18 protein-coding genes are annotated in these 21,542 nt (G+C 60.4%); 3 read left to right on the top strand and 15 right to left on the bottom strand.

What is annotated here, in order from left to right; translation table 11 throughout:
- Positions 1 to 12: 12 nt before the first annotated feature.
- From traN to GD429_RS06850, 4 genes are read right to left on the bottom strand one after another with little or no spacing between them, the layout of a single operon-like run.
- The gene (gene traN, locus GD429_RS06865; protein WP_321574439.1) at positions 13 to 1,422 is read right to left on the bottom strand and encodes a conjugal transfer protein TraN; all 1,410 of its coding nucleotides are present in this window, start codon (positions 1,420 to 1,422) and stop codon (positions 13 to 15) included.
- A 10-nt stretch (positions 1,423 to 1,432) separates the two neighbouring features.
- A complete protein-coding gene (locus GD429_RS06860) occupies positions 1,433 to 2,734 on the bottom strand; it encodes a hypothetical protein (RefSeq protein ID WP_152856260.1) in 1,302 nt (433 codons plus the stop codon).
- Positions 2,731 to 3,279 carry a hypothetical protein gene (locus tag GD429_RS06855; RefSeq protein WP_152856259.1) on the bottom strand — a complete coding sequence of 183 codons (549 nt, stop codon included), beginning with the start codon at positions 3,277 to 3,279 and terminating at the stop codon, positions 2,731 to 2,733. Before GD429_RS06855 ends, GD429_RS06860 begins: the two co-directional genes overlap by 4 nt.
- Positions 3,280 to 3,293: 14 nt before the next feature.
- Complete coding sequence (locus GD429_RS06850) at positions 3,294 to 4,472, bottom strand: hypothetical protein (protein ID WP_227791571.1); 1,179 nt, start codon at positions 4,470 to 4,472, stop codon at positions 3,294 to 3,296.
- Positions 4,473 to 4,596: 124 nt separating this feature from the next.
- On the opposite strand from GD429_RS06850, the gene GD429_RS06845 reads away from it, so the two are divergent.
- The 3 genes from GD429_RS06845 to GD429_RS06835 all read left to right on the top strand — a co-directional run bounded on the left by GD429_RS06845 (position 4,597) and on the right by GD429_RS06835 (position 7,550).
- A complete protein-coding gene (locus GD429_RS06845; RefSeq protein WP_152856258.1) occupies positions 4,597 to 6,099 on the top strand; it encodes a GspE/PulE family protein in 1,503 nt (500 codons plus the stop codon).
- Between the two features lie 92 nt (positions 6,100 to 6,191).
- Entirely contained in the window at positions 6,192 to 6,740 is a 549-nt protein-coding gene (locus tag GD429_RS40940) for a thiol-disulfide isomerase (RefSeq protein WP_227791570.1), read from the top strand.
- A 288-nt stretch (positions 6,741 to 7,028) separates the two neighbouring features.
- Positions 7,029 to 7,550, top strand: coding sequence for a hypothetical protein (locus tag GD429_RS06835; RefSeq protein ID WP_038785562.1), 522 nt, complete (start codon positions 7,029 to 7,031; stop codon positions 7,548 to 7,550).
- Positions 7,551 to 7,646: 96 nt separating this feature from the next.
- On the opposite strand, the gene GD429_RS06830 is transcribed toward GD429_RS06835, so the two are convergent.
- From GD429_RS06830 to GD429_RS06780, 11 genes are all read right to left on the bottom strand, one after another.
- On the bottom strand, positions 7,647 to 7,841 hold the full coding sequence (locus GD429_RS06830; RefSeq protein ID WP_152856257.1) for a hypothetical protein: 195 nt from the start codon (positions 7,839 to 7,841) through the stop codon (positions 7,647 to 7,649).
- An 87-nt stretch (positions 7,842 to 7,928) separates the two neighbouring features.
- Positions 7,929 to 11,990, bottom strand: a complete 4,062-nt coding sequence (locus GD429_RS06825) for a conjugal transfer protein TraG N-terminal domain-containing protein (RefSeq protein ID WP_227791569.1) — start codon at positions 11,988 to 11,990, stop codon at positions 7,929 to 7,931.
- A gap of 11 nt (positions 11,991 to 12,001) precedes the next feature.
- The gene (locus tag GD429_RS06820; RefSeq protein ID WP_152856256.1) at positions 12,002 to 13,483 is read right to left on the bottom strand and encodes a conjugal transfer protein TraH; all 1,482 of its coding nucleotides are present in this window, start codon (positions 13,481 to 13,483) and stop codon (positions 12,002 to 12,004) included.
- 10 nt (positions 13,484 to 13,493) lie between these two features.
- Positions 13,494 to 14,504, bottom strand: coding sequence for a conjugal transfer protein TraF (traF, locus tag GD429_RS06815; RefSeq protein ID WP_152856255.1), 1,011 nt, complete (start codon positions 14,502 to 14,504; stop codon positions 13,494 to 13,496).
- Entirely contained in the window at positions 14,485 to 15,012 is a 528-nt protein-coding gene (gene lepB, locus GD429_RS06810) for a signal peptidase I (protein ID WP_152856254.1), read from the bottom strand. Before lepB ends, traF begins: the two co-directional genes overlap by 20 nt.
- Positions 15,009 to 15,446: a hypothetical protein gene (locus tag GD429_RS06805; RefSeq protein ID WP_152856253.1), complete on the bottom strand. Its 438-nt coding sequence runs from the start codon at positions 15,444 to 15,446 to the stop codon at positions 15,009 to 15,011. The genes lepB and GD429_RS06805 overlap by 4 nt, the downstream gene beginning before the upstream one ends.
- Positions 15,443 to 17,980 carry a TraC family protein gene (locus tag GD429_RS06800; RefSeq protein WP_227791568.1) on the bottom strand — a complete coding sequence of 846 codons (2,538 nt, stop codon included), beginning with the start codon at positions 17,978 to 17,980 and terminating at the stop codon, positions 15,443 to 15,445. The genes GD429_RS06805 and GD429_RS06800 overlap by 4 nt, the downstream gene beginning before the upstream one ends.
- A gap of 128 nt (positions 17,981 to 18,108) precedes the next feature.
- Positions 18,109 to 18,498: a hypothetical protein gene (locus GD429_RS06795; RefSeq protein WP_152856251.1), complete on the bottom strand. Its 390-nt coding sequence runs from the start codon at positions 18,496 to 18,498 to the stop codon at positions 18,109 to 18,111.
- A gap of 13 nt (positions 18,499 to 18,511) precedes the next feature.
- The gene (locus tag GD429_RS06790) at positions 18,512 to 19,231 is read right to left on the bottom strand and encodes a TraV family lipoprotein (RefSeq protein WP_193727068.1); all 720 of its coding nucleotides are present in this window, start codon (positions 19,229 to 19,231) and stop codon (positions 18,512 to 18,514) included.
- Positions 19,231 to 20,595 (bottom strand): TraB/VirB10 family protein, encoded by a 1,365-nt coding sequence (locus GD429_RS06785; RefSeq protein ID WP_152856249.1) that lies wholly within the window; start codon positions 20,593 to 20,595, stop codon positions 19,231 to 19,233. Before GD429_RS06785 ends, GD429_RS06790 begins: the two co-directional genes overlap by 1 nt.
- On the bottom strand, positions 20,595 to 21,539 hold the full coding sequence (locus GD429_RS06780; protein ID WP_227791567.1) for a TraK domain-containing protein: 945 nt from the start codon (positions 21,537 to 21,539) through the stop codon (positions 20,595 to 20,597). The genes GD429_RS06785 and GD429_RS06780 overlap by 1 nt, the downstream gene beginning before the upstream one ends.
- Between the last annotated feature and the right edge of the window lie 3 nt (positions 21,540 to 21,542).

Raw genomic sequence — 21,542 nt, 5'->3', positions numbered from 1 at the left:
TGTCTGTCATTTTCAGTATGTTGGAAGAACTGCCGACCCGCCCTTCTGGGCCGACCCACTCGAGCTGTTTTGCTGGATCGGCGTGTAGTTGCCTTTGATGTTTTGCGGGAGTCCCTTCATCGCCTGGTCCATCATCTGCTGCGTGAATGCGCTGAAATCGATCTTTTTGAAGTCGATCTTGCTGATCTGGTCCGGCGTCAGGCCCCCGCAGCCGTCTAGCGGCAAGCCAAGCTGCGTCTTGCCTTGGATGTTGATGATCTGGGCGAGTTGGGAGTTGAACGAGCAATAGGTATCGACGTACTGCACGCACGATCCCAGTACCTTCTTTGCGCATTCCTCTTTGATATACGTGCTCAGGCCGGCGCCCTTGTGGAGAGCAAGCAGCTGTTCGGCCTGGGAGCACTTGGATAGCCCCTGAATTACCTGAATGGCGACCATTGCGGCGAACACATACGGGTTGAACGCGAGGTATCCGTTCGACCCGAAGGTCGCGAGCTGCATGTTCGCGCCGAACAGGCCCGGTGTCATCGTTCCAAAGCCGACCGTGAAGCCGTAGACGCCGAACTGGATGCCCCCGGACGCCAACTGCGTACCGAGTGTGCCTCCTCCGTTTGCTGCGTTGAGCGAGAAGGCCGTCGTGAAGTTTTGGGTGAGCGCCTCGGAAAAGATACCGTTCGTGTACATCGCATCGAACACGTACGGCGACGCCAGATCGATCAACTTCTCGCCCGCGTACTTTGCAACTGAGCCGGCCGCGCTGATTGCAGCCGTCATGACCATATTGTTCGACTGTGCACCAGGCGTGCTCTTGCAGCAGTTTTGGATCCCCTCATAGCCCTTGCGGCAGCTTTCCTCGACGCCGGCGAAGATCGAGTTCCCGTCAGTGTATTTCTGCGCTTCACCGAGCAGCTCGAGACCGAGCGCACCGTTCAGAAATGAGTTGTTGTTGTTCGGTGGCGTCGGGAAGTTGCTGTTGTCGAACAGCCCGTTCGCGCAGTTCATCTGTTGGCCGGTTTGTTGTGCCTGCGTTTGGCAACGGTATGTGTACGTCCATTCGTCGCATTGTCCGGTCTCGGCAATCGTGTCGTTGCAAACGCTGCCGACGACGCCACATGCGCTATTGCTGCGGTATTGCCCGCAGGTGTCGGTCGTCGTACCGGTGCACGCGTAGTTGTACGAGTACTGCCAGCAGCTGTACGGCACTTGGAGTGCGCCGGCGGGGGGCGTTGCCGTGGACAGACAGATCTGTTGACCGGTACCGGACGTCTTGCAGGGTGTGGCATCGATGCACGTCTGAGAGCCGGGGACTTGCGAGCAGGCCCCAGGGCCGTAGGTCTGCGCGCCCGCCTGTGCGGCATAGACGGTCAGGGCTATGATCAGGCCGGGGTTCAGCCACCGGCGGACTTGGGTCGCGATCAGCACGCTCTGTTCCTCAGTTCGCGGGCGTAGGGATCGCAACGCCTGCGCTTTGCTCGTAGGCCGTACACGTATCGGTCCAGCTTGTCTTGACCTCCTGCTTGACACAGTTCGAGCCGTTGAGGGTCTGTCCAGGTGGGCAGCTATACGTGATGGTCGGGTTTGCCGAATCGGTGGTGACGCAGGTCTGCCCTTGCAGGGATCCGCCGTTCGGGCAGTTATAGGTCGCGCCGATCGTCGTGGTCTTCGTGCACTGGGTGCCGTCAAAGGTGTAGCCGTCTGGGCAGGATTGGAGCGGCAGAAAGGACGGGTTGTAACACGTGCCGCCGATGCATAGACCGCGATCAATCAACGGCATGTTGTTGACGACGTTCGGTGGCGGATCAGGGAAGTTCCCCATCGATACGCAGACCATCGTGCCATTGTCGGTGTGGCCAGAACCAAATCCCGCGGGGCAATACGGTGTGCCTTGAAGGTTGGAAATTTGGACACACTGGTCGCGATTGGCGCCGCTTTGGATGTAGCCCGCCGGACACGAAATCCACGGCGTATAGGTGATCTGATGCAGGCACATGCCGCCCTGCAGCGTCGTGCCGTCCGGACAGTTTTCGACGGAAAGGGCTTGTGTGATCGAGTTGGTAATTGTCGCGTTGAGATACTGCGAGCAGACGTTGTTTTCCTTGTCGATCGAGACGACACAGGTATTGTTCTCGTACTGGGCCGGCTTCGTTACGACGGATTTCGGCGTGCAGATGGTCGACAGCGCGTCTTTTGCGCTATCTGCCAATCCGAGTGTGCCCTTGAACATCGGGTCGTCGATCGTGACTTGGTCGCCATAGCCAAACTTCGACTGACCAGCGCCATACGTGCCCGCGCAGTTTGCGTTGCTGGTTGGCGTAACGCCTGTCTTGCCGAGCACCGACCGCTGTCGCGTCGTCGGCTGCATGCACTGGTTGTTCAGGAAATTCACGGCCGCGCAGTATTGGTTTTGGTAGGGATCGTTGCCCGGCACGAAATTCGCGCAGTCGATCTGTGCCTGGTTGCCCATCGCGGTCAGGCTGCTGCCGCGAGCCGCGTTCAGGGCATTGGAAGTGGTATTCGGATTCGAGAACGCCGCGAAGCCGGACGGAACCGACGTGGGCATGTTTGTCTGCCCGCCCCAGGCGCTCGCGCTCACGCCTGCAGGATTGACGATCTGGGTCGGCGACGTCGGGGCGATGGAGTTCGCGAAGGAGCGTCCGCTGTTCACGTCAGCGGAATTTTGGGCGTAGGCCGCTTGTAGGCCGACTACGAGTATCGCGACAATCAGGCGTCTCATCGCCCCTCCCCGCCCGCAGAAGACGCGCCGGCAGCGGACGCCGCGCGGACTCGCCGGGATGCCGCGCGCGGATCGAGCCCGCCGGCCGAAATGGCGCTCGAGATTGCTGCTGAGACTTCGGGGGTGTCGACCGGTGATGCACCGTCGGCGCAGACGCTGTCGGGAAGTACCAGCTTGCCTGCCTGAGCCTTGCACATGCGGAGCGGCGGATTCCCATCGTCGCAAATGTTCAGCTCCCCACCCATGTCGGTCCAGGCAATATGCGACGTGGGCTGCGCTACGATGTATGCGACCCGACCGCAGCGCGACTGCTCCTTGAATGCGGCTACGCGACGCGCGAGCACGACGACCGGGCCGTGATCGCCAGTCCGAGCCTGGATCGCGGAGATCGCTTGAGCGTATTGCCCATGGGCGTCGAGCGGGGCGCTGGCCGATCCATTTGCCAAGGCGAGCGTAAGTACGCTCTGCGGGCCGTCGTTTGACGCGGCATTGGCGGCTGCCGAGATGAAGAGGCTCAGACACAGAGCCGCTGAGGTCGTTCGCATCCTGGAGTTATCCTTCACTGCTTGGTATGGGTGACGAACGGCGCGAACAGGTCGACGTCCTGTTGGCGGAACGGAAGGTACGGAACACTCCAGCCATAGTGAAACTTGTTCGATGCCCGGAGCTTTTCAAGAGCGCGGATCTCGGTCGGAACGAAGCCGATGATTGCCGGCACAACCATGTTGAAGCGAAGCGCAGCCTCTTTCGGATCGGTCGGAACCCCGTACTGTCGGTAGCACCGCACGGCGTCATCCCGTAGCGTGGTATTCCGGCGGGATTGACGATACCGATTGACCAGCATGTATTTGCATGCAAGATATTGCGGCTCGGCGCCGACTTCGCGCGTGATTTTCTCGAGCAGCGAGTATCCGTCGTCAACACCGGTACCGATCGAGTTCCGAAGCATGGTCACACGCTCAGCCGTAGTCACCCTTCCGTCGTACTGCGCCTTAGCAATGCCGGCGAGATCGGACCAGCATGATTGAGCGTATTGCATCGCGCGCGCTCGATCGCCCTGCCGGTAGCTGAGAAAGGATGCAAAGCCGCAGACCCGGTATGAGGCGTCCGGCGCGATGGCATCGGCCTGGTTGGCGTAGCTTCGTGCCGATGTGACGTCAGGCTGCTGCAGCTTGCCGTAGGCGGCCGCGATTGCGAGGTTGTAGACAGCGGGCTGGTAATTTTGTGCGGCGGCCGACCGGTACATGCGGATTGCACTCCCAAGATCCTTTTGAGAGCCGAACAGTCCGTACTCCACAACGAATCCCTCAAACGTCTGGGCCTCCGGGATCCCGCGTGCGGATAACCCTGCGAGTTTTTCAAGAAGGGCCTTGCGTCTTTCCGGTGTCGCATTCGCCGCTTCGATCATCCACATGACGACGGCCTCACCGTCGTTTGACACTACATTGTGATCGCCGTAGCGGAGCCGTTCACCAAGTTGGCTCGCCTTGGGGAGTAGCGCTTTGGTGCGTTCGACGACGTCGGTCGTGATGCTCTTCACGACCGACGTGTTCTGCTGTTGATAGCCGGCCACCAAATCCTTGAACACCGGCGAGTTGAACGTTGACTCAGCAAACCCCTTTACTTCGCTCGGACGAATGCCCTGCTCTTCGCCGAACGCCGTGCTTGCGCAAAACAGCGCAAGTATCGCGGTGAGCGGGAGTGTGACGAGCGGAAGCCTAGTAGCGGTGGTCTGCATTGGTATATTGAGAGCACGAGTCACCTAAATTATAATCAGTTCGCAAGCATACTCAAATTAATATTCTGGCGGTTGATGAAGTGGCCACATTGACTTCGCTGGAGCCACTTGCGGAGATTCGCAGATGCAGGACTTGCACGCATGTTTGCCGGTCGTGGACGGCCTGAATGAGCTGTCAGCTGAGGAAAGACGAGCCATCATGATGGTTCGAGAGGGCACCGGGGAAAATGCACCGGTCGAACTTGCGATCCGCTCGATTTTTGTATGGGCGATTGTTGTAGGGGCGTCGGATATTCACGTCGAGGGGCGCGGACACCGCGATGCGCCGGTCATCTATCTGCATGTCCGTACGCCTGCGGGCCTCAAGAACTTTCGGTTTCGCTATCCTGCGCAGGAAGGCCGGCATTGGGAAACCAAGCTGCACCAGCTGTCAGGGACGCCGCAAGGTGCGTCCACGCCCGATATCGCGTCGACGCGATTTGAGATCGAACTGCCGTTGCATTTTGCACGGGCCCACAACCTCAAACCGTTCCAGGATGCCCCAGCATATAGCGTCGACGTTCGAGTCGAGTACACGAAGACCTATAACGGATTCGGGTTTATTTGCCGCTTGCTGGACGCACAGCGCGCGCCGAAGTTGCACGAGCTCGGTCTTTCGTATGCGGTCTATCGCGCGATCATGCGCGCGATGCTTGAGCCGAGCGGCTTGATTCTCGTGACCGGCCCGACGGGGTCGGGCAAGACAACGCTGCTCAACGCGATGCTGGCAGTTCTGAACGACGGAACCCGCGCGATCGACACGGCCGAGAATCCAGTGGAAATTGCGTTGCGGGGCGAAGGTCCGATCAAGCAACGACAGATCAGCGGAAACATTACCTTTGCCCGTGCGCTGCGCTCGATGCTTCGTTCGGACCCGGACGTGATCATGGTGGGCGAGATCCGCGACTCAGAAACGATGGAAATTGCGCTGCAGGCGGCACAAACTGGGCACATCGTCTTTGCGACCTTGCACACCAACAACAGTTCAGAGACCTACACGCGCGCACTCGATCTGACGATCGACAAGGTTCGGGACGCGTATCGCCTTGCAGAGACGCTGAAAGCTGTTGTCTCGCTCCGCCTACTCGATCGGTTTGACGGGGTGCCGGCCGCACGGAACCTTTCCCGAGACGAGCAGTTGTGGTTGGCTGCGAATGGCATCGAACTGGGTGACAGCATTGCCGAAGTAGTCCCTGATAAGCATCGTGGAAAGGTGGCGGTCGTTGAAGTGATTGTGACGACCCCGGACGTCAAGGAATTGTTGCGCGCCGATCGAGTGGATGTTTCGGCGATCTATCGGGCCGCGTGCGAGCAAGACCAATTCGAGCCGCTTGCCGTTGGCGGGATCCGCGCGGTTCAAAGTGGGGCTGCGTTGCTGCGGGACTGCATTACGCGGCTCGAGAGCAACAGCGACTCGAAGGGGCATCCGAGCATGCGTGTCCGGGCCGCCCAGGAATACGGCTTGAGTTTCGTTCAGGTTGCCGATGCGATCGACGCGTACCATCGTGACGCGGATGAAGGCAGCACGGCAACGTTGCAGGCCCATCTCGAAGCGGCGCAGGCCAGCATTCGAGGCATCAATCAATGAATATCATGGTGAGACATCTTGCTGCATGGACGCTCGCAGTGGCGTCCGCGACTTGCGTTCTGACCGCCGCGTGGGCCCAGGTACCGGCGGGCATGGAACAGCTCAAACCCTACCTCCAGGTCAAACCAGTCCCCGGAGACGAGGAAACAGTCCGGGTTTTCTTCTCGCCCAGTTGTCAGTTTTCACGAAACTATTTTCAATTCTTCAATAATCTGGAGGCTACGCTTCCACGTCAAAAGATGTTTCTATTCACCCCGCTTGTTAATAAAGCGGACGGTATTCAATTCGCACTAAGCTTTTTGGCTGTGCAGAAGTATTATCCAACGTACCTCCATAATTTCATGGAAGCGTCGTTTATCGGTGCACAGGACAGAGGGATATCGACTTCAAATTGGGCCGGTATCGAGAAGATCGGCCAAGCAGCCCATATACCGGTATCGGTTCCACAGCTTGTCGCCCAGCACGCGGGCGCTCTCGAGAAGGATCTTCGCGCGGCACTCGTGCGTCAGAAGCTTCTTGAGGTGACCAACACGCCGGCTGTCGCCGTCGCTGGGACCTACATCGTCACGCCCGAGTTCACATCGGGAGACGCTGCGCTATTCAGCCAACTCGTGAACGGGTTGATCTCGATGGCGAAGTGATTCACCGGTCGGGCGGATAAGTCAGACGGATTACATTTATTAACACTTGTTCAACCCGCTGTAACACATTGCAGGGTAAGATCGGCGGTTTGCGCGCCGGGGACGGGTGTTGCCCCGAGCATTCCGCCAAACGTTTGGCGCATGGGGGCAAGGTTTGTGCCTTTATTGAGAAGCGTGCGCCGTGTACAGTCTCGGGGAGAATGGCCGGTAATTCATGCCGGTTCGCGACAGTATGTTTTTGTAATCTAGCCGTCTTCCCGCCCCGCGGCAACATACGACACTCTGGTTATGCTGACGGACGAACAGAAAAAACTTATTACTAAGGGTCTGAGCAAGGGCGTCGCCGATACCCAGATAGCAAAGTCGATCGGCGTGAAGCACATGCAGGTCTACATGTACCGCAAGACCCTCGGGGTTTCCCGCGAAGAGGTAGTTGAGGCACGTTACGACACCTGGATTCGGTTGCTCGAGTCAGGCACGGAATTGGAAACTGTGGCCGCCATGTACGAGGTGAAGCCCGACTCGGTACTTTCTACACTCTATCGCAAGCGAAATTTCTCCTATCCAGAAGCAAAGAAGCGCGGCCAACGCAATGTGAACGCGAGCCTTCGGAAGGCATTGGGCGTGACACTCAAGGACGTGCAGGAGAAAAAGGTAGAGACTTGGCTGCGACTCTTTGACTCAGGGATGGCAATCGAGTCGATCGCGGATTTGTACGACGTGAAACCCGCGACCGTACGGAGCGCGTTACGGAAGGTTACGGAAGAGTCGGTGCCGGCGCCACCCAAGCAGGAGCACTTCGACTGGTGAGCTAGTAGAAAAGCCAAGGGCCAGATTTCGCATGCGAAACTGGCCCTTCACCTATGGACGATGGGAAGTGAAGCGGACTTGGTGCGGCGGACTCCCCTACCAGCCAGAACGACCGCTCATGCCCCAGTCGTTGTCCGGCCCGCGTCCCCCCAAACCGAAGCCGTTGTGGCTATCGCCACCGGCTCCACCAACATCGGTGCGACCCACGTAATCGTCGTCATCATCTTCGGCGATCGGAATGCGCTTGAGAAGCTCGAGGAATTTAGCCGCCATTTCCTTGAAGAGTGCCATGTTGATTCCCCAATTTATTATCGGCATTTAGTCAGATTACCATAAAATCGAAAAGGCTGTTCGCTTCTGAACAGCCGGTTCGCTCGATTATCGATTACCCCGCTTTTCGGGTGTCGTATTCGGGTTTCCGCTTGAATCGGTACCGCGCTGACCGCTTGGTTCGGGAGCTGGGCCGGCTAGACCGGTTCGGGAACCAGAGCCTGCCGTTCGACCGAGATCGGCAATGTTGTCGCCGACGTTCGCTGCCGTCCGGATCATTGTTCCGTGCCCCTTCGCATCCAGTCCAGCGGCCGACGCCTGTTGCTCCGCAGATTGAACGGTGCTCTCAACATGCTTCCGGCGATCGGCCAGTCGTTGGTTGATCTCACGCTCGAAATCCGGCGCAAACCCCGCGGGTTGATTTGGTACTGGCGGAGGCGTGATCGGTTCCTGGTTCGGCTGCCGCACGGTGCTTCGCGTGTGTGCCGCCGGAGTGCCTTCAGCACCAGCGGGCCGCGCTGGTTGTTGTGGGTGCGGGCGTGGTGATTCTGCCGGACGCGCTCCGGGATGGGGTGTCGGCGTGCCGCGAGTCGCAGCTGCAGCGCGCTCCGCATTCCGTTGCGCATCTGATCTCGTTGAGTTCCCAGCGGCCGGATCGTGCGACGCATTCGCGCCCGGAGTACCCGTGCCCTTGGTGGTTCCCGCAATACCGCTTGTCGGGCTGGCGACCGCACCGCTGACGGCCGTGACGTTGCCGCGCGGTCTCGGCGCATCGGGCCTCGTTGCACTGGATCGGTCGGCAAGCGGGCCGGCGCTTGCAATCGACGACGCTGAGCGCGCGACGGCTGCCGTCTCGGCCGACGGCGCAACGTTTGCGGGAGTGGGACCGCTGCCGCGCAGTGCCGGCGTGGCCGTTGGGGCGGTATTCGTTGCGCTCGTCGTGCCGTCGACCGCAGCTCGGCCGACAGTGCTGTTTGCTCCTGTGGGCGCGGCAGCCGCCGTCTCGGCCGTCGCCGCGGCGTTTGCTGGAGCGGAACCGCTACCGCGCAGTGCCGGCGTAGCCGACGGGGCAGTATTCTTTGCGCTCGTCGTGCCGTCGACCGGAGCTCGGCCCACAGTGCTGTTTGCTCCTGCTGTGGGCGCGGAAGCTGCCGTCTCGGCCGACGCCGCGGCGTTTGCTGGAGCGGAACCGCTACCGCGCATTGCCGGCGTGGCCGGTGAGCCAGCAGCCGTTGCGTTCGTCGTGCTATCGCGTGAGGCTCGGCCGACAGCGGATGCGGCTCCAGCGGCAGAAGCCGCGGCACTGGCGGCGAAGCTGGGCGACGTGCTCCGCATCGTCGACACCGTTGCTTCGTTCGGGGCGTTCAGGCTCGAGGGTGTGCCGCGCGCCGAGCGGCCGGCAGCGGTACCAGTGGTCGCAGCGACCATTGACGTGGACTCGGTGCCGTCCAGCGTGGTTGCTACGCCGCTTACCGGACGTCCTGCGGCCAGTGCCGGGAGCGCTCGATGTGCCAGGTGGCCAACCTCGCTCCCTTTGACGCCCGTTGTGTCGGTCGGCGCCGGGACGCTCATATTCATTGCGGCAGGATTTGTTGGATCGAAGCGCATATGCTGCATTGCGCGCGCTTCCTCGGCCAGGTACCGGGACGCGGCCAGTCGGTCCTCTGGCTTTGCGGTTTGGTCTTGCGCGAGCATGACCGCAGCTCGGTGTCGGTTGATCGCGTCCTGACCGGCGCGATCGCCGACCATGCGACCGGTCGCCCCGGACGCAGCATCCGCAGCGGCGGTTTCCCGATAGCGGCGCGTCGCGGGGTTGTCGTCGAACAGGCGGCCGGACGTGACCTGAAACGACGCATATTCCGGGTTGGCGCGTTGCTGCCACGCGATTTCTTCGGAACCGATCTTCCCGCTCATGTTCACGAAGCTCGAGCTGTCACGCACACCCTGGGTCGCTGCATCGGTGACCGAGCTCACTTGCGATAGCGACTGCTGATACGAGCGTTGCGTGGACAGTGCGCGAGACAGTTCCGACGACGATTGTCGGCCGGCGCTGGTGTTCGAGTACTCCGACATTGTTTTCGAGAGCGCCTTGGTGAGCGCAACGGAGTCTGCGTAGTTGTCGGATCCCCCGCGGCTTTCGTTCCTTTGCAGCGCGTCGTCAGACGTAGTGCTCGTGTCCGCATGCGCCCCACCCCCAACACCGAAGCCCTTCCCGAGTTTGGCGCTTGCGCTGACACCGCCGCCGACAGTCGACCGGTTCGCGTTGCTGCGCAGGCCGGTTACGTTGCTCCCCGAATGCTCCTCGTGCCCGGCGCGGCGTTCGTTGTTGAAGTTCTCCGCCAAGCTCTGACCGACCTGCCGATCAATCCCGACACGACTGTAATCGCCGGTTGAAAACGCGCGCCGGAAGTCGGCGAGGCTTGATTCGCCGGCGCTAATCGTGCGACTACGCGCGTCGGACTCGGTGAGCGCACGGCTCGCTTCTCGAGCCATGTTTCCGAACGACATGCTCGTCGAAACCGCGTCGACGCTACCGGTCATCGCGAGGTTCCCAGCCCCATGGCCCAACTGACGGATAGTGCCAACGGGCCCCCCCTCGAACATCGGGCGCGTTGCCTGCGGCGCCGGCGCGACGTTGTCCGTCGTTTCTTTCGAACGAGGGGCGATCGTCGTCGCCACGGTTGTCATCGCGGAGGATTCGCCGAGGCCGAAGATGATGCTCATCAGCACGGGAAGGCTCGACATGATGTGCGAACCTACGCCGATCTGGAGGCTCAGTTCCTTGTAGGCGGTCAGCGTCGTTGCCTGGGAGATCCATCCGCCCTGCCGAAGTGCCTGCAGAAAATTCGCAATGTCGATCGCGAGCATGCCGTTGACGATTTCGGCACCGACGTTGTTTACGAGCATTGGCCAGGCGATGATGTGCGCCGCGGTCTTGACCGACTTCCCCGCTTCGATGCCGGCGAACATCATGAACATAACGATGACCGGGCCCAATCCGATGATCAACGCAAGCAGGTAGTTGCCAAAGGCCCCAGCGTAGCGCATTGCGGGGACTTCGCTCGCGGCGGCCTGCAGATTGTTGCGTTCGACCTCGGCGGCCTGCAGGACTGTAGCTTGGCACTGGACCAGCGTGTCGCCGGCCGCACGCAAGCAATTGAGGTCACCCTGCACCATCTCGGAAAACAGCAGGTTCATGAACTCGGCATTCGCCTGACCGGTGCCACCGGCAAAAACACCGCCGAGCGTATTCGCGCGGCTGACAGCGTAGTACTGCGCCGCGATCGAGTTGAAGCTGTAATCCGCTCCAGGGCGAGGCGCGTCTAGACCGTTCACTGCCCCCTGAATCACGCGAGGGAACTCGAGAGAGTTCAGGGCGTTCGTGATGTCGTCCGCAACCTTATACGCAGCATCCGTGCAAGAGAGGATGTTGACCGCGTCCAATCCAGGGTCATTTACCTTGCCCGTTGCGTTGAGCGAGGCCTGATAAAGCAGCGCGCCGATCGCGGTCGGATTGATGCCATTGATCGCGATTGATTGGGCGTTAGTCGCACCAGTATTCCCGGCGTTCATCACCAGGTTCTGGATATTTGCGTAGTTCACGCCAGAGTCGGGTCCCAGACACGCGGCCAACACAGTCTTGACTTCGGAGTCGACCCCGATGAGGCGCGACGTCGCGGTACGGGCACTCAGCAGCAACTTCAATGGGTTGAGAAAGCCATTCGCGCTTGCCGAGATTGTCGGGTACTCCGCACTGGCTAGTTGGAACGCGGTCGCAACCGTGTCGTTGAGCTCCATCGACAGAATGCTTCCGGCAACCGGGATCGCCGAAATGGCGAGCGGAACGTTGTCCACCTGCGTGAGGCTGCCGTTGACGGTTGATTCGATCTGAATGGTCGATTTCGCCATCGGGTTCGTCAACAGTGTCGCGAGGATAAACGGCATCATCGTGCTGAGCGCACCGTTTCCAAGAACGACTCCGCCTTGTCCAGATGCCGTGCGCAATGCGGCCGACGCGGTCGACGCAGACAGTCGCCACATCGCGACCAGGACGGCGAAGCCCCAAACGAAAAGACTGTTCTGGCACACCATTGCAACGCTGTTGAAAATGGCTCGTAGCGTTGTTGGGTCCGCGGTTGCCGAATAGATGGTCAGAGTTGGAATAGCCATCAGTTCCCCGCTTACTTGATGTTCGAATTGATGAAGCGCGTACCTTCGTTGATCTCGAGAACGATCTTGAGCATTGCGTCGCTGTTGTTGCAGGCCGTCTGCTTCGCGAGGTAGTCAGTGCGCAGCATTTTGATGCGATCTTTCTGGTCGCTGGTCAGGTCGAATCCCGTGGTCGTCTGGATCAGGTTTGCGCCCTTGTACAGGACTTCTCCCATTTTCGACGCGACGCAATCGACAATATGCGGGGCGAGGCGTTGAGCGATCGCGACACGGGTTGCCGGATTCGACGACTTGGACAACAAGCTGGCAAGTGGCACGCCGGCCTGTTTCATGAACGCGACCTGCTGGGCGGTGAAGGTTGTGGAACCAACACTGTTCATTTGCCCGACGATCGAGTTCCCGGTAATCGAGAGCGCAGGGTCCGCGGACCCAAACAGCATCGTATTGACCCAGCCTTCGATGCCTTGATAGCTGAACGCTGTCACCTGCATCTGCGTGCAGATCTGCGCGTCGACGCCGCCAAATACGCTACCGTTAGGGTTCACGCATCGGTAAAGCTGCAGCGGGATGTCGGGGCGCAATGACCCGTTGCCGCCGCCCTTGACGAGATCGTCGAGCGTCATCAATGCCGGGCCGGAGCAAGTGACCTGCCCGATGGTGTTGTTCGCCGGTTGCGACGATTGGACTCCCTGCCCGGCCTGGTTCAGGCTGTTGCAAGGGACCGCGTCGATGTTGTAGCCGATCAGTGCGTACAGCACCATGTTGTTGAGGCTGTTCGGGTCGGAGGGGTTATCGCTGCTGCCGTCGACGTTCGGCAGACCCGCGAGGCCCATGATCGACGAAGCACCCGAAGAGACAACCGTCTTGACGAGCGAGTTGCCGCTCTTCGGGTTGTTCGCTGACTGGTTCTTGAAATACGAGTTCGCCTGCTGCAGGTAACTGGTGAGGCCGCCGAAGACGTCGCTGAACATGTTCGAGTTGGTACCGCCCGTGTTGCCGTCGCCGTTCACCGCGTTGGAGAGGGCCTTGTCGACGGGGTCGACAATCAGATGGGCGAGCTGGCACGAGTTCTTGGCCAAATTGTTCAGGTTCTGCAGCAGCGTCTGGAACTCGGTGATCAACGCGTCGAGCGACGGCGATATCGCCTTGATCGCGGCCTTGAATGCGAGGCCCGCAGCGTCCGCGGCGACCTGTCGAAAGATTTGTATCAGCTGCTGACTGTTGATGAAACTGAACGATCCGCCGTACAGATCGATGCCGCCACAACCGGCGTCGATCCGTGGCGGGTCGAACGTCACGAGGTTCACCGCCTTGATCGGCGCGCGCATGGTGAACGCGCCCATGAATACGCCGACGCGATCCTTCGTGCTCATCGTGCCTGGCGCTGTCGAGTTTGCCATGACCATTGAGCCGAGGTCGGCCAGGATGCCGGCATGGGCGACGAGCGGAGCCAGCGAGAGAACCACTGCCGCCAATAGATTTTTCATACGCATGGGCGACTCCTTAATTCTGGTACTGCTTAAGCAGATACGGTTGCAGGATCTCCTTGAACGAGCCAGGCTTGTTCGGGTCAAGACGGAGGCTCTTCAGGTCGTCGTTTGTTGCGACGCCGCGGTCCCAGACGTTGAGGTCGCGCATCACATCGGCGCTGAGCAGCTTCGTGTCATGGCCGGCGAACGCGACTTGCTTGACGAGTTCGTCTAGCGCGTAGAAGCCTTGCGCGACGATGAGGTACTGATTCGGGTCGGTAGCGCCGGCGTACGCACGTGGTCGCGGAACAAATACGATCGACGGCGTCAGCTTCAGACCGAGCTTGCGGAACAGGCCGTTGTCCGGGACGAGCGGCCCCTTGAATCCCTTCGGCCGAGATCCGTCGAGCGAAACTACGAGGTACTCGATGTTGTGGGCGCGTTTCATCATGTCGAGGACAGGAAGCTGCATCGCGCAGAACCGGCAGGTGCTGTCCACGAACGCAACAAGCCCACCGATCCGCGCGAGTTCTTCGACTGCCTTCTGCTGCGCAAGGTAGTCGGCGTTTCGGACAGAAAGCGCACCGGTTGACGCGTACGGCACCCGATTGTTCTCGTCGAGCAACGGATCCTGACGCAATACGCGGCCGATGCCCTGGGAAAAGCGTTGTGCCTTGTCCAGAATGATTCGCTTCGTGTACATGTAAGCGGCGATGTTGTCGTCGGTCGGATCATTGATCGCGCGCTCCTCGAGCATCGGGTAGACCTTGCGGAGAAACGCGACATCGACCTTCTGTGGTCCGGCTTTCGGCGCAGTGGGCTGAGGTGCGGCTGCGGCACGCGCCGGAGGCGGCATCGACGCGGCCTCGGGAGCGGCGGGTACAACATACGGTTGGTAATCCAGAAATGCGTCGCCGTATGCATCCCCTCGGGGTGCGGTGGCTACGGTCTGAGCGGCAGCTTGCATCGCGACTGCAGCCAACACGAGGCCCAGGCCGCGAACGAAAAATCCCTTCGCAGAGAGGTCAAAAAAGGCGATACGCATAGCCTGCAACCCTGTTGGCTTCAAGATAGCCCCAGTAACGCGAGTCGTTCGACTGGGGATGAACACCGATCAGGAAGTACTGCCCGGGTGGAATCACTTCGTCACGTTCGAACGCCACGGCGCTACGCTTGTAGTAGCGGGCTAGGGGAAATCCCTCTGCAACAACCTTGCCGTTGATCGTCACCTTTCCGTCGCGGATCGTGACTCGATCGCCAGGCACGCCCGCGACCATTTTCAGGATGTAACGCTCCTTGAAGCTCGCCAGCGCCCCTTGCGGACGCCAGAAAAGCAGGTCGCCATCTCGGACGTCGCTCGGCTGACGGTGGATCATCAGCGCGAGGTGGAGGTCCGGCAAACACCGCTGATTCTGCGGATCGAACCCAAACGAGATGGGAGGTTCGCTCCAGAAGAAGTAGACGAGGATCAGCATTGCGAAAAAAAACGCGGCGAACTTGCCGCGTTCGCCGGGACGTGCAAGGTCCGGGCTCGCTTCTGTCGTAGGCGTCATTGCTGGCCTCCCGTCGGCGTTCCGGATCCGGCTGGCACGGACGACGCGCTGTCCGGTACGACCGCCATTTGCTGCGGAAGGTGCACGGCCGCGCGCAGCTCGTTCGTGATATCGAGGGTCTGCGCAGGCAACGTCGCCACCGTCATGTCGCCCTGATCATTGCGGCTCGTGTCGATGACAACGAACCCTTGTGTGTCGTAGCGACGCAGCACGGCGGCGATCGGGTCAGCGATCAGTGCCTTCAATTGAGCGGGCGTCGATGTGGGATGGTTCAGGGCCGCTTCGAGTACCACGGCACCCTTCTCTGCGATCGCGACGCGGGGAGCGGGCTTTGCAGTCTCGTGGCCGGCTCTGTAGCCGATCGAGTAGACCGCGAAGGAAAGCAAGCAGAGCACGGAATACGGAACTTTGCCGCCCGTCAAGATTCCCTTCATTGATGCAGCTCCTTCAGTTCGTTCAATATCTCTTTGATGCTCAGGCCATCGTGGTCGGTACACAGAGCCACGAAATTACGCATCCACTCACGACGTCGCGCCTTTTTGTCCCCCATCACTTTCGTGACGGCCTCGAGCGCGTCCATCCCTTCATCGATTAACCGCAGCACCTCGTTCCGATCGTCGCCTTCGGAGCCAAACAAGGTCGCAGTGAACTTGTCGACATACAGGCGAACGACCTCGTATGTCGCTTCGCCCATGATCAACATCTCGCTCCAGAATCGTTTTCGGGACTCGACGCTTCGCAGCAGCTTGTGGAAGTAGGGATCGTCGGCGAATGCGGTTATGACCTTTTCCTTGATTACGGCGTCGATCTCCTCGCTCTTCTGAGCCATGATGACCTTCCATGCCGATTGGCGGAGGATCACGGCGCCGGCCTTTGTGCCCCAGAGCTTCAGGAGCGACTGGACAATGATCCAGACGGAAACCTCGTCCTTTCGGCCCTTCAAATAGATCCCCTCGAACGCATCGGCGGCGGAATCGACTTCGAACAGGTCGTGGGCTTCGTCCACGTAGATCCGCTTGCGCCCGGTGAATGTCTTGATGCGCGAGATCAGGACATTCACGCAACAGAACAGGACCACGCGCTTGAGGTGGTTGTCGTCGCCAAGGCCTGCCAGCTCGAAGACAGTGAACTGGGCCTTCGGGTTAAGCGTGCAGGGACCGCGGAAGTACGGCCCGCGAGTCGGTGATTCGACGAATGCCTTGAGCCGGGGAATCAGGTTGGCAGCGGCGGTATGGACCTGGTTCTTGATCGTGTTTTCGATTGCCGAATCCACGATCACTTGCAGACAGTCGATAACGGTCGAGACTTCTGCGTCGCGCCCCTTTTTGGCCCACGCAGCTTTTACCGCTTCGCTGACGGCGATTCGCGCTGCGGGATCTGGTGCTTCATCGTCGTATGCCATCAACATGTGGAGCGATGTGATGGTTTCCTGCTGCTCGTCGAATTCGTCGTCGGTCAGGTTGGTAAAAGGCTGCAACGATGGGCGCCACCCCTTTGCGCCACCAAACTCGTTGTATTCACCGCCGACGGCTACCGCCAGCTTCTTGCCGCTACGGCCGTTATCCATCAGAACAACGTTAGCGCCCTGTGCGAGGTCACACTCAATCATGTACTGCAGATTGAATGATTTCCCGGACCCCGGCGCCGCTGCCACAACTCCATTAAAGTTAGAATCACTGACGAAAGGATCGAAGTAGTGCATCGATCCGCGGCGAGTCTGATAGGCCATTCCGGTGACCGGAAAGTCACGATTCACATTCCCGAGGTAGTCGCCATAGACGGGAAGTAGCGATCCGACGGCGGAGCTTGCCATCACCGCTTCGCCAGCGAGATCGTTCGCAATGGTGCTTGAGAAGTTCAGCGGCATGGCCTGCGCGAGACGCACGAGACCCGTCCCGACAACCGTTCGACCATCGAAGCCGAGCTTGTCGAACGTGCCCTTCACCGATGCCGCCGCCCGTACTGCTTCGTCGCGTTTTCGACCGAACAGGAATGCGTTGGTGGAGACGTACACGAACTTCGTGCCGTCTTCTGCACACTGCTTCTTCAGCTCCTCGAGGTCTGAGAGGACACGAGGCGAGTCCTCGACACCGAGCTTGACGGGCAACGGCTGGACAGTTTTACGCGAGCGTATTGCGCTTTCGATGCGCGTCCATTCCTTGCGCTGGTTTGCGACTCGGACCGTAGTGGTGAGAATGTACGGTCCCTCGATCCGTTGGCCGCCGCCTTCACGCACGCTACCCTTGTTGAACGGCGCGCCGCTCACAAGATTCATGATCCCGTGGAAAGGATCCTCAGGATAGCTCTTGACCGTTACAACGCTGCAGTGGGTATTCTCATTGATCACGCCGACCCGTGGGTCGCTGAAATTGAACGTCTGATCCGGCCCGAACATCTGATAGCGGATGTCGATTGTTTGGTCGAGCACAGGAGCCTGTGCGGGCTCGTAGATGTTCGCGAATTGCCGGTAGACGGAGACGAGCTCGCTCGCGTTGATTTGCTTTGCGTCGTAAAACCCGCAATCCCGAAGGTTCGTGAAAAATTCTCCCTGAAGACTTTCAGACTGTTCCAGAGCATCCTTATCGACTTTACGATGAGGGACCGCAAGGGAAATATAGACCGTCCGATTGTTGATCATCGGTAGATCGGCGAGCTCGGGCGATTTCAGCGCGCGCTCGTACAGGTCTCCCTGCCGTCGAATGAGATCCTGAATCACGTGACCACCGTAGTTCTTTCCCTTGCGGAAGGCCACGGGTGCATCATGGTCGGGATGGACGAGGAGACTAACCTGGATGACGGAGTCGTCCGGTACAGCCTTGAAGACGTTCTGGACGACCGTGCTGAATTCGCCTCCGCCGCCGGCGAGAGGACTCATTCGGTATACCCCACCGATAAACGGCTTTTCGACGCCGGGTGCCTTGGTGACCACAAGATTCGTGTCGGACGTATACGTCTCGACATTGATCATTTTGCTCGCCGGTGATCTCCGGACTTTCTGTGTGGTGACTGTCAAGGTGAGTCTCTCTATCTACGTCGGCGGGTTGAGGCACACCTACTGGAGGTGCGCCTCGGACTTACGGTGGATCGCTGCGGCGCTCAGTGCGCGAGATCGAAAGCGACGACAGAATCCGGCGTACTCGAGGCCGGGCCGGTCGCCGTGGCCACGGTCGTGACGAGCGCCGGGCCGACCAGTGCGGTGGCGAGAATGCCGAGTACGACGGTGAGGTTCCGATACCCCTGGCCATGCGCGAGCTGCCAGATCGTGACGAGCAGGGTCAGCAGGACGGCGAACATCACGTACGTGCTGTTCAGCATGTCCTTGATGGTGTTCTGGATGGTGTCCCACACACTCGCGGTCAGTGCAGTACCGCCGTTCAGCGCACCGATCGAGATGAGCATTGCGCCCATCGCGAGGACCATCACCATCGCCGGTCTGGGTGACCAGGTCGGCTTGGCGGGCAGGTTCGAAATGGCAACTTGTTTCATAGGGTTCCTCTTTTTACTGTGGCATAGACGTTGGCATTGGAGTGCCAGCGGGGTTTTCACTGCCCGGCAGTGGCCCGCCGGGTTGAATGAAATCGTTGTTGGACAAGGGGGACGGTGCCGGCTGGGGCGGACTCGCAGCGGCGGCCGCAACGCCCGAGGCCATGGCGGCAGGGTCTGCAACCAAATGCGGATACGCGCCGCGCACGGCGCCGGCGGGATTGCCACCGTCGAATCCGGTCCAGCGGGACGGGACCACTTCCTTAAACACGGTGAGGTTGCTGGTGAGCATGTCGTTGTCGTCGACGAAGCGCTTGATCCAGGTGCGCTGAATCACCGGGCCCGCCCGCACCGGGAGATCGGCCTGCGGGACGGTGTCGGTGGCTGCTAAACCGGGAGACGCCATACCGCCCGATCCGAGACGAATTGGTTCTCCCGAACCCGTCAGCAATGGTGGTCGGGCGATGTCGGGCCGCGCTGGCGGCGCAATGTCGGTTGCCTTGTCGTACTGGCTGAATTTGAGCTCGGTATCGAATCGGCTATCGGGCAGTGGCCCATTCGTCGATGCTTCGACTGCGCGGAAGCTGTGGCAGAAAATGCTGGACGGATCCTGCTTTCGGTTGCAGTCGTACGTGTTGCTGCCAATCGGGTTGAAAGCCGATGAGCAGCCGGCGAGCAGCAGGACGACACACGCCGGCATCGCAAGCGTGCCGGCTTTTCGGATTGGTCGGTTCATCAGCCTTCCTTGTTCGGCGTTTTTCGTTTCAGGGTGAGCGCTTGCTTGAGAATCCATGTCACGCGAGTCCCCGCGGTCACCTCGATGACCGGGAACACCTCTTTAGCGAAGTTGAGGTAGAACTGCGAGAGTTCGGTCGCAGCCTTGTTCACGCCTTGACCTACTGACGTACCAAGGAGAAAGCTGGGGCTCGGATAGGTGTAAGCGCCTGTCGAGCCGCCCCCACCGGTGTTGTTGTAGCCGGCGACCGCCGTCGGCGCGAGCGCAGACCCCAGACCGGCCGCCACGCCCGTGAGTGCGGCCTGCATCAGCATCGCGCCTTGCTTGTTCACGACCTTGCCGGCGAGGCCGAGGTTGCCGTCGACGTCGAGCGCATAGGCCTTGATATCGCCCTCGAAGATCTCGCCGTTCTTGAAGATGCAGCTGATCTTGTCCGAGATAGCGTAGGCGCGTTCTGCCGATAGGACGGCTGTGGCGGACCCGCCGACAAAGCAGTTCTCCAAGTCGGAGGACTTCCACGAGTTCGGCATGATCGTTGCCCCCTTCACGCGCGACACGAACGGCGCGCCGACGTCGAGTGCGGCCGTGACGCTGCCAGCCGCACCGCTCGAGGAACCGCTCGGACGAGCATTCACGCCAGACAGCATGACCGCTTCAATCCCGGCGTAGATCGGAAACGTCGGGTCAGGCCGATGGTCCGCGGCGCTCGTGGTCGTCGGCGCCGGCTTATCGACAACGAGGGTTGGACGAGCCGGTGCTGGGGGCGTACTCGGCACAGGTGCGGCAACCCCTGCCCCATCTCCGATTGGTGCAGTCAATAGGTTCGACGCGGATTTACCAGCTCGGCTACCCGGCTGGTCGAAGCTGACCGCGTCAGGGAGATCTTTGCCGAGCGAGTTTGCCGCTTGCCCGTCACCGGCGCTCGGCGCAGATGCAGCGGCAGCTGCGCTCGCAGGCGTCCAGGACGGAGCAGTACCGCTGGCGTTCGGGCTTCCGCCCGCCTTGCCGGTGTTCATCGACTTTTTCATGTCGCCGACCACTTGCGTCAGCGCGGAAACCTGCGCGGATAGCTCCTCGAGGCCCTGATTGCGCGGCGAAGTCGGCAAGATCCCGACGGCCGCTGTGAACCCTTGCGGAGTGGGCACCGGTTGTCCCGGTGCGGCGGGTACTGCGGCCGCTGCAGGTATCGCCTGTCCTGGCAGAGTCGGGGTAGCCGCCGCAGGACGCGGTTCGCGCGTGAAGTGCTGGTAGAGGATGAACGCCGTGCCGAAGGTGGCCGTAAAAATCAGCAGGTAGCGGAACTTGGGTTCCATGTCCCGCCATTCCTGAATCCGGTCGTCCAGCCATTTGATGCGAATTTCCATCACTGCCCCTCACGCTTGCGCGCCATTACGATCACCTGGGTCTTCTCGCCCGTGAGCAGCACCGGCTTCGGGAAAATCGAAACCGCGATGACCTCAGGACCGTCGAATTCCTCTTCGCGGAGAACCACGCGGTTCTGCGTTGGATTGCGCACGGTGTAGACGTAGATATCGCCCTCACGACCGCTGTACCGGGTGTCCACTGTCGCGGATAGGCCGTTCATCGCGATCGGCGGCAACTTGACATCGACTTGTGAGTACCCGTCTGGGGCCTTACCGAGGGCGATCGCCTCCATCAGGTCCTGAACGTGCGTTGTATAGTCGCCACCGCCGGAAACCTTTGGACGGCGGCCGGAAACAATGCCGGTGTCGTCGGTCACGATGATCGTTTGCGACGGGATGTTCTTGGGGACGATGTCCAATCCGAGCGCCGACCCGCCGTCGGGCGGTTCGAAGTAGAGATGACGGGCTTGCGCAGGTGCATTGACCCAGTAGACGTAGACGTTGTTGCTCTCCGCCCGCTTGTCAGCGGCGACGTCGCTGGTGCGTACGACATAGGGATTCTTGAACGGGAGCAAGATCCGGTTCGGTTCATCGGCGCTGAGATAGACGGTTACGTTTCCGGTATTGGTCCACGACACCTTCTGTACGCGCGATGGATCCGGAACTCCGATGCCCTCGCCTGGAACCGTCATCACCCCGGGCAGCACGATCTCTTTAGCCGGCGTCGCTTTGACTGCAATGGCTGGATCGACCTTGAGCGCGTCGCGATGGTGCTTGGCGCGAACGCGCGAACGAGCCTTCTTGGCGGGCGCTCCCGACTGTGACGGCGCGGACGCGGCTTGTCCGAAGTCCACTGCGGCCGGTCCATCGTCAGCGCGTGCAGGCAGCGCAATGGTGGATCCGAGGCAGATCGCCAACGCGGCGGGAAGGTAGCGGTTTTTCATCGG

Source organism: Burkholderia sp. BE17 (genome assembly GCF_009362305.1).
Taxonomy (GTDB): domain Bacteria; phylum Pseudomonadota; class Gammaproteobacteria; order Burkholderiales; family Burkholderiaceae; genus Burkholderia; species Burkholderia pyrrocinia_C.
The sequence above is the reverse complement of the archived record's forward strand: the minus strand, read 5'-3'. Positions and strand labels throughout refer to the sequence as shown.